This window comes from Streptomyces sp. NPDC020299 (assembly GCF_044387825.1).
Taxonomy (GTDB): Bacteria; Actinomycetota; Actinomycetes; order Streptomycetales; family Streptomycetaceae; genus Streptomyces.
In genome coordinates, this window is the sequence record NZ_JBIRWL010000020.1 from 80,974 (window position 1) to 94,979 (window position 14,006).

The 14,006-nt window shown below is 69.6% G+C and carries 13 protein-coding genes and 1 riboswitch; of the genes, 5 read left to right on the forward strand and 8 right to left on the reverse strand.

Annotated elements, in window-relative coordinates:
• Positions 1-8: 8 nt before the first annotated feature.
• From ACH45E_RS37505 to ACH45E_RS37520, 4 genes are all read left to right on the forward strand, one after another.
• Complete coding sequence (locus tag ACH45E_RS37505) at positions 9-1,016, forward strand: hypothetical protein (RefSeq protein ID WP_361449948.1); 1,008 nt, start codon at positions 9-11, stop codon at positions 1,014-1,016.
• 76 nt (positions 1,017-1,092) lie between these two features.
• On the forward strand, positions 1,093-1,743 hold the full coding sequence (def, locus tag ACH45E_RS37510; protein WP_361449951.1) for a peptide deformylase: 651 nt from the start codon (positions 1,093-1,095) through the stop codon (positions 1,741-1,743).
• Positions 1,744-1,988: 245 nt separating this feature from the next.
• A complete protein-coding gene (cyc1, locus tag ACH45E_RS37515; RefSeq protein ID WP_361449954.1) occupies positions 1,989-3,074 on the forward strand; it encodes an epi-isozizaene synthase in 1,086 nt (361 codons plus the stop codon).
• The gene (locus ACH45E_RS37520; RefSeq protein ID WP_361449957.1) at positions 3,071-4,441 is read left to right on the forward strand and encodes a cytochrome P450; all 1,371 of its coding nucleotides are present in this window, start codon (positions 3,071-3,073) and stop codon (positions 4,439-4,441) included. Before cyc1 ends, ACH45E_RS37520 begins: the two co-directional genes overlap by 4 nt.
• Before the next feature lie 37 nt (positions 4,442-4,478).
• Here ACH45E_RS37520 and ACH45E_RS37525 read toward each other — a convergent pair whose 3' ends face one another.
• Positions 4,479-5,444: a helix-turn-helix domain-containing protein gene (locus tag ACH45E_RS37525; RefSeq protein ID WP_361449960.1), complete on the reverse strand. Its 966-nt coding sequence runs from the start codon at positions 5,442-5,444 to the stop codon at positions 4,479-4,481.
• Positions 5,445-5,536: 92 nt separating this feature from the next.
• On the opposite strand from ACH45E_RS37525, the gene ACH45E_RS37530 reads away from it, so the two are divergent.
• Entirely contained in the window at positions 5,537-5,779 is a 243-nt protein-coding gene (locus tag ACH45E_RS37530) for a hypothetical protein (protein WP_361449963.1), read from the forward strand.
• Here the strand turns inward: ACH45E_RS37530 and ACH45E_RS37535 are convergent.
• The 7 genes from ACH45E_RS37535 to nagB form a co-directional block, all read right to left on the reverse strand.
• Positions 5,692-6,699, reverse strand: coding sequence for a ribonucleotide-diphosphate reductase subunit beta (locus ACH45E_RS37535; protein WP_361449966.1), 1,008 nt, complete (start codon positions 6,697-6,699; stop codon positions 5,692-5,694). The two genes, ACH45E_RS37530 and ACH45E_RS37535, sit on opposite strands and share 88 nt — an antisense overlap.
• Entirely contained in the window at positions 6,699-9,074 is a 2,376-nt protein-coding gene (locus ACH45E_RS37540; protein ID WP_361449969.1) for a ribonucleoside-diphosphate reductase subunit alpha, read from the reverse strand. Before ACH45E_RS37540 ends, ACH45E_RS37535 begins: the two co-directional genes overlap by 1 nt.
• Positions 9,075-9,217: 143 nt before the next feature.
• A riboswitch (cobalamin riboswitch) is annotated at positions 9,218-9,297 on the reverse strand.
• A 77-nt stretch (positions 9,298-9,374) separates the two neighbouring features.
• Positions 9,375-9,881 (reverse strand): GNAT family N-acetyltransferase, encoded by a 507-nt coding sequence (locus ACH45E_RS37545; RefSeq protein ID WP_361449972.1) that lies wholly within the window; start codon positions 9,879-9,881, stop codon positions 9,375-9,377.
• A gap of 83 nt (positions 9,882-9,964) precedes the next feature.
• Entirely contained in the window at positions 9,965-11,593 is a 1,629-nt protein-coding gene (gene mctP / locus ACH45E_RS37550) for a monocarboxylate uptake permease MctP (protein ID WP_361449975.1), read from the reverse strand.
• A complete protein-coding gene (locus ACH45E_RS37555; protein WP_361449978.1) occupies positions 11,590-11,865 on the reverse strand; it encodes a DUF3311 domain-containing protein in 276 nt (91 codons plus the stop codon). Before ACH45E_RS37555 ends, mctP begins: the two co-directional genes overlap by 4 nt.
• Positions 11,866-12,000: 135 nt before the next feature.
• The gene (locus ACH45E_RS37560) at positions 12,001-12,765 is read right to left on the reverse strand and encodes a GntR family transcriptional regulator (RefSeq protein WP_361449981.1); all 765 of its coding nucleotides are present in this window, start codon (positions 12,763-12,765) and stop codon (positions 12,001-12,003) included.
• Positions 12,766-12,955: 190 nt separating this feature from the next.
• Positions 12,956-13,741, reverse strand: coding sequence for a glucosamine-6-phosphate deaminase (gene nagB / locus ACH45E_RS37565; protein ID WP_361449984.1), 786 nt, complete (start codon positions 13,739-13,741; stop codon positions 12,956-12,958).
• Between the last annotated feature and the right edge of the window lie 265 nt (positions 13,742-14,006).

Sequence of the window (14,006 nt, forward strand, 5' to 3'; positions counted from 1 at the left end):
CGGGAATCGTGAGGATCTTCGGCAAGGGACGGCACCGGCCCTCCGCCTCCTGGCGGCAGGCCACCGACCGGGCGTTCACGCTGATCGGGGACGGCCGGTACGAGGACGCGGGCGAGCTGCTGACGCGCGCCGCCGACCTGGAGCCCTGGCTGTCGGAGTCCTGGTTCAACCTCGCCCTGCTGCACAAGTTCCGGCACGACTGGGAACAGGCGCGGGCGGCGGGCCTGAGGGCCGTGGCGCTGCTCGACCGGGAGACCGGGGCGCCCGACTGGTGGAACGTGGGCATCGCCGCCACCGCCCTCCAGGACTGGCCGCTGGCCCGCCGGGCCTGGCAGGCCTACGGGCTGAAGGTGCCTGGGGGCACCTCCCGGCCGAAGGCTGGGGGAGGGGCCACCGCTTCCGGGGAGCCGCTGGGGATGGACCTGGGCAGCGCGGCCGTACGGCTGTCGCCGGAGGGCGAGGCCGAGGTCGTGTGGGGCCGCAGGCTCGATCCGGCGCGGATCGAGGTGCTGTCGATTCCGCTTCCCTCGTCCGGGCGGCGCTGGGGCGAGGTAGTGCTCCACGACGGTGTGCCGCACGGCGAGCGGACCACGGCCGCCGGGCACGCCTACCCCGTCTTCGACGAGATCGAGCTGTGGGCGCCCTCGCCGGTGCCCACCTGGGTGGTGCTCCTGGAGGCCGCCACCGAGGCCGACCGGGACGCCCTGGAGCAGCTCGCCGCCGACGCCGGTTTCGCGGCGGAGGACTGGTCGTCGTCGGTGCGGCTGCTGTGCCGGATGTGCTCCGAGTCCCGGATGCCGTCCGACGAGGGCGACGGTGTCCATCTGGACCCCCACGACCACAGCGAGCCGGGACACCCGGGCCCGCTGGGCCACCGGACCGACGGGCAGCTGTGGGTGCCGGAGCGGGAGTGTGGCGTCGCGGCGCCCGCCGCACTGGTGCGGGGGCTGCTGGACGGCTGGGTGGCGGACAGTCCGGACTCGCGTGACTGGCGGGATCTGGAAGAGGTCTGCTGAGCGTTCGCCGTACTCTGTATCAGCACCACACCTGTGGTGTGCACCCCAGTTTTTCCGAGGAAGGCGTACGTCGGTCATGGCCCAGCAGGACACCGATCAGCAGCACGCGGGCGTGCTCCCCGTCGACGAGGAGGGCTTCGTCGTCGACACGGAGGACTGTGAGGAGCGCGAGACCGCCTGGCGCGAGCGCGGCACCTCGCGGCCGATCACGGTCGTCGGCAACCCGGTGCTGCACAAGGAGTGCAAGGACGTCACCGAGTTCGGCGCGGAGCTCGAACAGCTGGTCGCCGACATGTTCGCCAGCCAGCGCACCGCCGAGGGCGTGGGCCTGGCCGCCAACCAGATCGGCGTCGACCTGAAGGTCTTCGTCTACGACTGCCAGGACGACGAGGGCGTGCGGCACGTCGGCGTGGTCTGCAACCCGAAGGTCGTCGACCTGCCCGCCGACAAGCGCCGGCTGGACGACAGCAACGAGGGCTGCCTGTCCGTCCCGACCGCGTACGCGCCGCTCGCGCGCCCCGACTACGCCGAGGTCACCGGGCAGGACGAGAAGGGCAACCCGGTCAAGGTGCGGGGCACCGGCTACTTCGCTCGCTGTTTGCAGCACGAGACCGACCACCTGTACGGCTACCTCTACATCGACCGTCTCTCCAAGCGCGAACGCAAGGACGCGCTGCGGCAGATGGCCGAGAACGAGCCACGCTACCCCGTGGTCGCCAACGACTGAGTACCCGCTCCGCGCCTGCGGGGACCGTACGGGAGCAGCGACGACGCCCGGTCAGGATCCGTCCCGACCGGGCGTCGTTCGTTTGTTCGTCGCATGATTTCCGGCATCTTGGGGTGATGGGTGGGGCAAATCCGTTCCCAGAGTGGTCAGTTGTGGTGCTGAATGGAAGTGCGGGGATACGCAACGGCGCACGCCCGGCACAGCGGGAGGGGCGTGCGTAACTGGCGGCGGAGAGGGGTTTGTTCGTGCATGCTTTCCCACGCGGCACCACATCGACACCGGCGGCGGTCGCGGTTCCGCCGTCGCTCGCCCTTCCGGTGATCGAGGACGCGTTTCCCCGGAACCTGCACCCGTATTGGCCAAAGCTTCAGGAGAAGACCCGCCTGTGGCTGCTCGAAAAACGGCTCATGCCGGCGGACAAGGTGGAGGAATATGCCGACGGACTGTGCTACACCGACCTCATGGCCGGGTACTACCTCGGCGCGCCCGACGAGGTGCTCCAGGCCATAGCCGACTACAGCGCGTGGTTCTTCGTCTGGGACGACCGCCACGACCGTGACATCGTCCACGGCCGCGCGGGCGACTGGCGGCGGCTCAGGTTCCGTCTGCACACGGCCCTCGACTCACCCAGGCACCAGCTGCGCCACCCGGACCCCCTGGTGGCAGGCTTCGCGGAGAGCGTGCTGCGGCTGTACTCGTTCCTGCCGGGCACCTGGAACGCACGGTTCGCCCGGCACTTCCACGCGGTGATCGAGGCGTACGACCGGGAGTTCCGCAACCGCACCGACGGACACGTCCCCGAGGTCGAGGAATACCTCGCCCTCAGGCGCCTGACATTCGCCCACTCGATCTGGACGGACCTGCTGGAGCCGAGCGCGGGACTCGAACTCCCGGACGCCGTACGGAAACACCCGGCATACCGCCGCCCGGCCCTGCTGAGCCAGGAATTCGCCGCGTGGTACAACGACCTCTGCTCGCTGCCGAAGGAAATAGCGGGCGACGAGGTGCACAATCTCGGAATCAGTCTGATCACCCACCAGGAACTCACCCTGGAAGAGGCGGTCGGAGAAGTCAGGCGTCGCGTCGAGGAATGCGTCGACGAATTCCTGGTCGCGGAGCGGACCGCGCTGCTGTTCGCCGACGGACTCGACGACGGCACGGTGCCGGGAAAGGAACTCGGCGCCGCCGTACGGGCCTGCCTCGGCAATATGCGGAACTGGTTCAGCTCCGTCTACTGGTTCCACCACGAGTCCGGCCGGTACATGGTCGACAGCTGGGACGACCGGTCCACGCCCCCGTACGTCAACAACGAAGCGGCAGGTGAGAAATGACCGTCGAATCCGTGAAGCCCCTGACGCCCGACGCGCCGGAGCTGCGGGAACCGCCCCTCGCCGGGGGCGCCGTCCCGGGCCTGGGCCACGGCTGGAAGCTGGTCCGCGACCCGCTGGCGTTCATGTCCCGGCTGCGCGACGACGGTGACGTCGTACGCCTCAGGCTCGGCCCCAAGACGGTGTACGCCGTCACCACGCCGGAGCTCACCGGCGCGCTGGCGCTCAGCCCCGACTACATCATCGCCGGACCGCTGTGGGAGTCCCTGGAGGGCCTGCTCGGCAAGGAGGGCGTGGCCACCGCCAACGGCTCCCGGCACCGCCGCCAGCGGCGCATCATCCAGCCCGCCTTCCGGCTCGACGCGATCCCCGCCTACGGGCCGGTCATGGAGGAGGAGGCGCACGCGCTGACCGAGCGCTGGCGGCCCGGCGAGACCCTCGACTGCACCTCGGAGTCCTTCCGCGTCGCCGTGCGCATCGCGGCCCGCTGTCTGCTGCGCGGCCAGTACATGGACGAGCGGGCCGAGCGGCTGTGCGTCGCCCTCGCCACCGTCTTCAGGGGCATGTACCGCCGGATGGTCGTCCCGCTCGGACCGCTCTACCGGCTGCCGCTGCCGGCCAACCGGGAATTCAACCGGGCGCTGGCCGATTTGCATCTCCTGGTCGACGAGATCGTCGCCGAACGCCGGGCATCTGGTCAAAGGCCGGACGATTTGCTGACGGCATTGCTGGAGGCGAAGGACGACAATGGCGACCCCATCGGGGAACAGGAGATCCACGATCAGGTGGTGGCGATACTCACCCCCGGAAGCGAAACAGTCGCCTCCACGATCATGTGGCTCCTCCAGGTCCTCGCCGAACACCCGGAACACGCCGCCAGGGTGCGCACCGAGGTCGAATCCGTGACCGGCGGCCGGCCCGTCGGATTCGACGACGTGCGGCGGCTGACCCACACGAACAATCTCGTCGTCGAGGCCCTGCGTTTGCGTCCCGCCGTATGGATATTGACGCGCCGGGCGGTGACCGACACCGCGCTCGGCGGCTATCGCATTCCTGCGGGGGCGGACATCGTCTACAGCCCGTACGCCATCCAGCGCGACGCGCGTTCCTACCCGGACCACCTCGGCTTCGACCCCGACCGCTGGCTGCCGGAGCGGGCCAAGGACGTGCCCAAGCACGCGATGAGCCCCTTCAGTGTCGGCAACCGCAAGTGCCCCAGCGACCACTTCTCCATGGCACAGCTGACCCTGATCACCGCCGCGGTGTCCGCGAGGTACCGCTTCGAGCAGGTCAGCGGGTCGAGCGACGCGACCCGGGTGGGCATCACGCTCCGCCCGCACCGGCTGCTGCTCAAGCCCGAGCGGTGGTGACGCGCCCGGTGTGACGCCTGCCGGTACCGGCGCGCGCTCAGGCGGCCTCAGGGCCCCGGAACGCGCGCCGGTAGGCGTTCGGCGTCGTGCCCAGCGCCCGGACGAACTGGTGGCGCAGCGCGGCCGCCGTGCCGAACCCGGTCCGCCAGGCGATCGCGTCCATCGTCTCGTCCGTACCCTCGAGCAACTCCTGGGCCAGCAGCACCCGTTGGCGCAGGATCCAGCGGTAGGGGGTGGTGCCCGTCTCCTGCTGGAAGCGGCGGGCGAAGGTGCGCGGGGCCATATGGGCGCGGGCCGCGAGCTGCTCCACGGTGACCTCCTCGTCGAGGTGCTGCTCCATCCACGCCAGCACCTCGCCCACGGTGTCGCAGGAGCTCTTCGGCAGTGGCCGCTCGATGTACTGCGCCTGCCCGCCGTCCCGGTGCGGCGGCACCACCATGCGCCGGGCGATCTTGTTGGCGACCTCCGGGCCCTGCTCCTTGCGCACGATGTGCAGACAGGCGTCGATGCCGGCGGCGGTGCCGGCCGAGGTGATCACCGGGTCCGCGTCGACGTAGAGCACGTCGGGTTCGACGAGCGCGCGCGGGTACTGCCGGGTCAGCTCGTCCGCGTGGTGCCAGTGCACCGCGCAGCGCCGCCCGTCCAGCAGCCCGGCGGCACCGAGCACGAACACCCCGGAGCACACGCTCAGCACCCGGGCCCCGCGCTCCACGGCCCGCACCAGGGCGTCGAGGAGGGCGGGCGGGTACTCCCGGTGGTGGAACTCGTTACCGGCCGGCACCGTGATCAGATCGGCCTGGTCGAGCCGGTCGAGACCGTACGGCGTGGACACGGTCAGCCCGCCGACGGGCGTGCCCAGCGCCGGGCCCTCGGCCGAGACCACCGCGAAGTCGTACACCGGCAGCCCCTCGTCGCTGCGGTCGATGCCGAACACCTCGCAGACCACGCCGAGCTCGAAGGGATGCACACCGTCCAGCAGCACGGCCGCCACGTTCTTCAGCATGCTGCCAGTCTGCCCCCGCAGTGGCAGGAATTTGAAGGTGTACGGCAGTCCTGCCACTCACGGTAAGCAGTATCCGGCGCGACAGTGGTGTCATGACTACAGCACAGACACAAGGCCTGACCGCGATGCTCGTCGTCCTCGGGATCCTCGTCCTGATGGCCCTCCCGTCACTGATCGGCATCGCGCACGACCGGCGCGTCGACCGTCGGATCAGGGAGGCCCAGCAGGCACGGGAGGAGTCCGCGGATCAGAAGTCCTCGTCCAGGTCGACGGTGCCCTCCACCGCCACCTGGTACGCCGAAGGACGCCGCTCGAAGAAGTTGGTCAGCTCCTGAACACCCTGGAGCTCCATGAAGGAGAAGGGGTTCTCGGAGCCGTACACCGGGGCGAAGCCGAGGCGCGTCAGACGCTGGTCGGCGACGCACTCCAGGTACTGTCGCATCGAGTCGGTGTTCATACCCGGGAGGCCGTCACCGCACAGGTCGCGCGCGAACTGCAGCTCGGCCTCGACGGCCTCCCGCAGCATGCCGGTGACCTGCTGCCGGAGCTCGTCGTCGAAGAGCTCCGGCTCCTCCTTGCGGACGGTGTCCACGACGTCGAAGGCGAAGGACATGTGCATCGTCTCGTCGCGGAACACCCAGTTGGTGCCGGTGGCCAGCCCGTGCAGCAGACCCCGGCTGCGGAACCAGTAGACGTACGCGAAGGCGCCGTAGAAGAACAGGCCCTCGATGCACGCGGCGAAGCAGATGAGGTTGAGCAGGAAGCGGCGGCGGTCCGCCATCGTCTCCAGCCGGTCCAGCTTCTCGACCTCGTTGATCCACTTGAAGCAGAACCCGGCCTTCTCACGGATGGACGGGATGTTCTCCACGGCCGCGAAGGCGGCGGCGCGGTCCTCCGGGTCGGGCAGGTAGGTGTCCAGGAGCGTCAGATAGAACTGGACGTGCACGGCCTCCTCGAAGAGCTGGCGGCTCAGGTACAGCCGCGCCTCGGGGGAGTTGATGTGCTTGTAGAGGGTCAGCACCAGGTTGTTCGCCACGATCGAGTCGCCCGTCGCGAAGAACGCGACCAGACGGCCGATCAGGTGCTGCTCCGCCGGAGTCAGCTTCGCGAGGTCGGCCACGTCCGAGTGGAGGTCGACCTCCTCCACGGTCCAGGTGTTCTTGATGGCGTCCCGGTAGCGCTCGTAGAAGTCGGGGTAGCGCATGGGGCGCAGCGTCAGCTCGAAGCCGGGATCGAGCAAATTCTGGTTGGGCATTACTGGCAGGCCTCGCAGGACTCAGGGTTTTCCAGGGAGCAGGCGACCGCGTCGGGGTCGGCGGCCTGCTGGACGGGGAGGGTGGCCCGGGCGGCGCGGGCGATGCGGGTCGCCGGGCGGGAACGCAGGTAGTACGTCGTCTTCAGGCCCTGCTTCCAGGCGTACGCGTACATCGAGGAGAGCTTGCCGATGGTCGGCGTCTCCAGGAACAGGTTCAGGGACTGGGACTGGTCCAGGAACGGGGTGCGGGCCGCGGCCATGTCGATCAGGCCGCGCTGCGGGATCTCCCAGGCCGTGCGGTACAGCGCCCGCACGTCGGCCGGGATCCAGGCGAAGTCCTGCACCGAGCCGTTCGCTTCGCGCAGCGCCTCACGGGTGCGGGCGTCCCAGACGCCGAGCTCCTTGAGCTCCTTCACCAGGTACGAGTTCACCTGGAGGAACTCGCCGGACAGCGTCTCGCGCTTGAACAGGTTGGAGACCTGCGGCTCGATGCACTCGTAGACGCCGGCGATGGAGGCGATGGTGGCGGTGGGGGCGATGGCCAGCAGCAGCGAGTTGCGCATGCCGGTCGTCGCGACGCGCTCGCGCAGCGCCGCCCAGCGCTCCGGCCAGGTCAGCTCGGCGTCGTAGTGGTCGGGGTGCAGCACACCCCGGGCCGTACGGGTCTTCTCCCAGGCGGGCAGCGGGCCGCCCCGCTCGGCGAGGTCGGCGGAGGCCTCGTACGCGGCGAGCATGACGCGCTCGGCGATACGCGTGGACAGTGCCTTCGCCTCCGGCGAGTCGAAGGGCAGCCGCAGCTTGAAGAAGACGTCCTGCAGACCCATCGCGCCGAGGCCGACCGGGCGCCACCTGGCGTTGGAGCGGCCGGCCTGCTCGGTCGGGTAGAAGTTGATGTCGACGACGCGGTCGAGGAAGGTGACGGCGGTACGGACGGTGTCGTCCAGCCGCTCCCAGTCGATGTCGCCGGTCGCGGTGTCGACGAAGGCGCCGAGGTTGACCGAACCCAGGTTGCAGACCGCGGTCTCCCCGTCGTCCGTGACCTCCAGGATCTCCGTGCACAGGTTCGAGGAGTGCACGACGTGGCCCGGCTCGGCCGTCTGGTTGGCGGTGCGGTTGGCGGCGTCCTTGAAGGTCATCCAGCCGTTGCCGGTCTGCGCGAGCGTGCGCATCATACGGCCGTACAGATCACGGGCCGGAATGGTCTTCTTCGCGAGGCCCTCGGCCTCGGCCTTGCGGTACGCCGCGTCGAACTCCTCGCCCCACAGGTCGACCAGCTCGGGCACGTCGGCCGGGGAGAACAGGGACCACTGCCCGTCGGCGTTCACGCGGCGCATGAACTCGTCCGGGATCCAGTGCGCGAGGTTGAGGTTGTGGGTACGGCGGGCGTCCTCGCCGGTGTTGTCGCGCAGCTCCAGGAACTCCTCGATGTCGGAGTGCCAGGTCTCCAGGTAGACCGCGGCGGCGCCCTTGCGCCGGCCGCCCTGGTTCACGGCCGCCACCGACGCGTCGAGGGTCTTCAGGAACGGGACGATGCCGTTGGAGTGCCCGTTGGTGCCGCGGATGAGGGAGCCGCGCGAACGGATCCGGCTGTACGACAGACCGATGCCGCCGGCGTGCTTGGAGAGCCGGGCGACCTGGTGGTAGCGGTCGTAGATGGAGTCCAGCTCGTCCCTGGGGGAGTCGAGGAGGTAGCAGGACGACATCTGGGGGTGCCGGGTGCCGGAGTTGAACAGGGTGGGGGAGGAGGGCAGGTAGTCGAGGCGGCTCATCAGGCCGTAGAGCGCGGCGACCTCGTCGACAGCGCGGGCCGTCTCGTCCTCGGCGAGGCCGCTGGCCACCCGCAGCAGGAAGTGCTGGGGCGTCTCGACGACCTTGCGGGTGTGGGGGTGCCGCAGGAGGTAGCGGCTGTGCAGGGTGCGCAGGCCGAAGTAGCCGAAGCGGTCGTCGGCGCCGGTGTCGATCAGCGCGTCCAGGCGGGCCGCGTGCAGCCGTACGAAGTCGGCGGTGCGGTCGGCGATGAGGCCCTCGCGGTGGCCGACGGCCACGGACCCGGTGAACGAGGTGACGCCCTGGGAGGCGGCCTCCGCGGCGATGCTGATCGTCAGCAGCCGGGCGGCCAGCCGCGAGTAGGCCGGGTCCTCGGAGATCAGGCCGGCGGCCGCCTCCGTGGCCAGTTCGCGCAGTTCCGCCTCGTCGGCACGGGCGGACCGGCCGCGCAACGCGGCGGCGGCGACCCGGCCGGGGTCGGCGTCGGGCAGGTCGGCGGTCAGCTCGGTCAGGGTCCGCAACAGCGCGGCACCGGGACCGTCGGACTCCACCGGGGTCGCCTCGGTCGCCGGGATGGCTGAAGCCGGGTCGGCTGGCGCGATGGTCACGTGGGGCACTCCCTCGCTCGGCAGGGGGCCTGGCGGAGGGCAGGGGGCAGCACACGAGCGCGCACGGCGTCGCGTCCACCGGCCCACTCCACGAGGCCCGGACGTCAAGCACCCGGGCCGGACGGCCGGGCGCGCTGTCGACAGGTCCTCGGACTGACTCCTGTGCACAGAACATGCACAAGTACACCGTTGCGGGACAGTTCCGGATTCGCACCGGATTCCCCTGCGGCGACAGCGAGCATGAGCATACATCTTGTGCCGGGCTGTGGTGTCACCCCCAGATGTTGTGTTGCCTCGGCTTCATAGCGTCAACTCATAGGCGAGGAGCGTGATGTCGTCGAGGTCCGGGATCGGGTTCCAGTCCCGCTCGGGGGCACGGACGAAGCCGAGTCGTTCGTAGATGCGATGGGCGGCGCGCATGGTGCGCTGGGTCGACAGGACGACCCGTACGCACCCCTCGGTGGCCCGCGCACGGTCGACGCAGGCCCGGACGAGGGTCTCGCCGGCGCCCCGGCCGCGCGCCGCCCGGGCGACCGCGAGCATCCGTATCTCGGCCTCGCCCGGCTGGGCGATGTCGGCCATGGGACCGCCGGACGGCACGAACGTGACCCCGCCGAGCAGGCTCCCGTCCGCCACCGCGACCAGCACATCGGCGGCCCCGGCCCGCTTGGCCACGTCCCTCAGCTCGCCGAGGTACCAGTCGCTCTCCCCGAAGTCGAGGAGACCGTCCTGGAGATATGCCTGGCCGGTGATCTCACCCAGGGCGTCGTACTCGTCGGGTTTCGCTTCGCGGATCCGGATGTCCATGGCGCGCAGTGTGCCCCACGCACACGACGGCGGGCCGCCGGATTTTCCGACGGCCCGCCGACAGCCCTGCCCGGTGGGCCCCGCTAGTGGGAAGCTCCAGCCGTCGCCGGGGGCAGTTCCACCTCGACGCCCGGGTCGCCCGCGTCCGCCGTGTAGTCCTCCGGCTTGGTCTCGTCGACGCCCTCGGGGGCCTTCGCCGCCTTCAGGACGAAGGTCAGGACCACGGTGACCACGACGTTCATGACGAACGCCGTGAGGCCGATGTAGCCGATCTCGCCGATCCCGGGGATCTCCTTCGCCGAGCCGCCGAAGTGCGCTTGCGTCGGCGAGGCCACCCCGTACGCGGCGAACGTGCCGTACACCATGCCGACCGCCCAGCCGGCCAGCAGGGCCCAGCGGTGGAACCAGCGGGTGAACAGGCCGCCGACCAGGGCCGGGAAGGTCTGCAGGATCCAGATGCCGCCGAGCAGCTGGAAGTTGATGGCGACCGTCTTGTCCATGGTCAGGACGAAGACCAGCGCGCCCACCTTCACCAGCAGCGACACGAGCTTGGAGACCCGGGTCTCCTCCTTCGGCGTGGCGTCCGGCTTGATGAAGTCCTTGTAGATGTTGCGGGTGAAGAGGTTGGCCGCCGCGATCGACATGATCGCCGCCGGCACCAGCGCGCCGATGCCGATCGCCGCGAAGGCCACGCCCGCGAACCAGTCCGGGAACATGTTCTCGAACAGCTGCGGGATGGCCAGCTGGCCGTTGGTGACCTTCACCCCGGCCGCGATCGCCATGAAGCCCAGCAGCGCCAGCAGGCCCAGCATCAGGGAGTACAGCGGCAGGATCGTGGTGTTGCGGCGGATCACCTCACGGCTGCGCGAGGACAGCGTCGCGGTGATCGAGTGCGGGTACATGAACAGCGCCAGCGCCGAGCCCAACGCCAGCGTGGCGTACGTCCACTGGCCCGCCTCCGGCGGCACGAGCGCGCCGCGCGGTTTCCCGGTCGCCGGGTTGACCTGGCTGAACGCGTGGCCCGCCTTGGCGAAGACGTCGTCGAACCCGCCCAGCTTGATCGGGATGTAGATGATCGCGACGGCGATGACGATGTAGATCAGCCCGTCCTTGACGAACGCGATCAGCGCGGGCGCCCTCAGGCCCGACGAGTACGTGTACGCGGCCAGCACGCCGAAGGCGATCAGCAGCGGCAGGTCCTTCACGAACCAGTTGGTGTTCTCGCCGCCGCCGACGCCCATCACGTCCAGCACGGCCTGGATGCCGACCAGCTGGAGCGCGATGTACGGCATCGTCGCCAGGATGCCGGTCAGCGCCACCGCCAGCGACAGGCCCTTGGAACCGAACCGGCCGCGCACGAAGTCCGAGGTCGTCACATAGCCGTGCTTGTGCGAGACCGACCACAGGCGGGGCAGGAACGTGAAGATCAACGGGTAGACGAGGATGGTGTACGGCACCGCGAAGAAGCCCGCCGCGCCCGCCGCGTAGATCGCCGCCGGCACCGCGACGAAGGTGTAGGCGGTGTACAGGTCGCCGCCGAGCAGGAACCAGGTGATCCAGGTTCCGAACGACCGGCCGCCCAGGCCCCATTCGTCGAGGCTGTGCTCGTCGTCGGCCTTGCGCCAGCGCGCGGCGAGGAAGCCCATGGCCGTGACGGCCAGGAAGAAGAAGATGAAGACGCCGAGCGCGACGCCGTTCACGCCGTCCTTCATTCCGCCGCACCCCCCTTCGCGGTCTCGCGGGACCGCTGGTCACGGCGCCACAACTGGTAGGCGGTCATGGTCAGCGCGGTGGAGACCAGCACCCACAGCATCTGGTACCAGTAGAAGAACGGGATCCCTATGAAGGCGGGGTCCGCCTTCGCGTAGGAGCCGACCCACAGCATCGCCACGAAGGGCGCGACGAGACACAGGCCGATGATCACCCGGACCGGTGTCACGACCGGTGTCGCGGCCGGTGGTTTCACTTCAGGCGTTTCGGACATGCCGCAGCTCCGTCCCCTCACTGATCACCTGTGTAATGCGCAGGCAATCTAGGCGACAGTGTCATGCCGGCGGAAGACCTCATCCGCATATCGGTATGTCGATTTCGGGGTCGTGGCGTGAAGACGCCGACTCGCCTACTCCTGCGGCCGCTTGAGTCTCGCCACGAACTTGTAGCGATCCCCCCGGTACACCGACCGCACCCACTCCACCGGCTTGCCCTCGCGGTCCAGGGAGTGCCGGGAGAGCATCAGCATCGGCAGGCCCACGTCCGTACCGAGCAGGCCCGCCTCGCGCGGGGTGGCCAGCGAGGTCTCGATGGTCTCCTCGGCCTCGGCGAGGTGGATGTCGTAGACCTCGGCGAGGGCGGTGTAGAGCGAGGTGTACTTCACGAGGCTGCGGCGCAGCGCGGGGAAGCGCTTGGCCGAAAGGTGCGTGGTCTCTATGGCCATCGGCTCGCCGTTGGCCATGCGCAGCCGCTCGATGCGCAGCACCCGGCCGCCCGCCGTGATGTCGAGCAGCTCGGCGAGCCGCTCGTCGGCGGTGATGTAGCCGACGTCCAGCAGCTGCGAGGTCGGCTCCAGGCCCTGGGCGCGCATGTCCTCGGTGTAGCTGGTGAGTTGCAGCGCCTGCGAGACCTTCGGCTTGGCGACGAAGGTGCCCTTGCCCTGGATGCGCTCCAGCCGGCCCTCGACGACCAGCTCCTGAAGGGCCTGGCGGACGGTGGTGCGCGAGGTGTCGAACTCGGCGGCCAGCGTGCGCTCGGGCGGGACGGGGGTGCCCGGCGCCTGGGTCTCCGTCATGTCGAGCAGGTGCTTCTTCAGACGGTAGTACTTGGGCACGCGCGCGGTACGGACGGTGGCGCCACTCTCGTTCTCCGCACTGCTGACGTCGGTGCTCATGCTCTGCCTTCCCGGCTCCCGGTGCCCAAGCGACCGACATGCCCGTCGGCCACGGCTCACATCGTGGCACGGCTCAGCGTGCCGGGGGTCCACCCGTACGCTCCGTGATCTCCTCTGTATACCGTTGTGATCCCCGCTGGTCTAGTCCATGGCTGCGGTCGCCGGGCCTCGGACCGGCCCCCTGCCGGCCTCAGATGCCCTGCCAGTCCGGCTTGTTGGAGTAGGTGTGCCGGAAGTAGTCCGCGAGCTTGAGTTTCGACGCCGCGGCCTCGTTGACGACGACCGTGGCGTGGGGGTGCAGCTGTAGCGCAGAGGCGGGGCACACGGCCGCGACCGGTCCCTCGACCGTCGCCGCCACCGCGTCCGCCTTGCCCTCGCCGGTGGCGAGCAGCACCAGGTGGCGGGCCTCCAGGATGGTGCCGATGCCCTGGGTGATGACGTGGTGCGGCACCTGTTCGATGTCGCCGTCGAAGAAGCGGGCGTTGTCGACGCGGGTCTGCTCGGTGAGCGTCTTGATACGTGTGCGCGAGGCGAGCGAGGAGCAGGGCTCGTTGAACCCGATGTGCCCGTCGGTGCCGATCCCGAGCAGCTGGAGGTCCACGCCCCCGGCTTCGGCGAGCGCCCGGTCGTACGCCTCGGACGCGCCCTGTACGTCCTTGTCGGTGCCGTCCGGGCCCATGAACGCGTCCATCCCGATCCCGAGCGGTTCCAGCACCTCCCGGCGGAGCACGGACCGGTAGGACTCGGGGTGCTCGGCGGGCAGGCCCACGTACTCGTCGAGCTGCGCTATGCGCGCCCGTGAGGTGTCCACGGCCCCGGCCCGCACCCTGGCCGCCAGGGCCCGGTAGATGGGCAGCGGGGTCGAGCCGGTGGCCACACCGAGCAGGGCCTCGGGCTTGCGCCGCAGCAGCTGTGCCATGGCCTCGGCGATGATCTCGCCGCCCGACTCGGCGTCCGGAACGATGACAACTTCCACGCTGGGCCTGCCGATCTGTGTGGTTACCGGTCAGTGTGGTTTAGACCATTCGAAAGAATGGTACCGCGTACCCTCTGACCTCGTCATGGAGCCCCCGTGGCCGCGTTCCCGGAAATTGCCATGACCATCTGGTCCCGTAGGTGACCCGGGCGGGCTAGGCTTCGAACCGCCAAGTTGCAACAACTCCCGACGCATGGACACACCTGCTGGTCTAGTCCACAATGCGTAGGGACGCATACTTCCGTCTTCCCCGCACAGGAAGGCG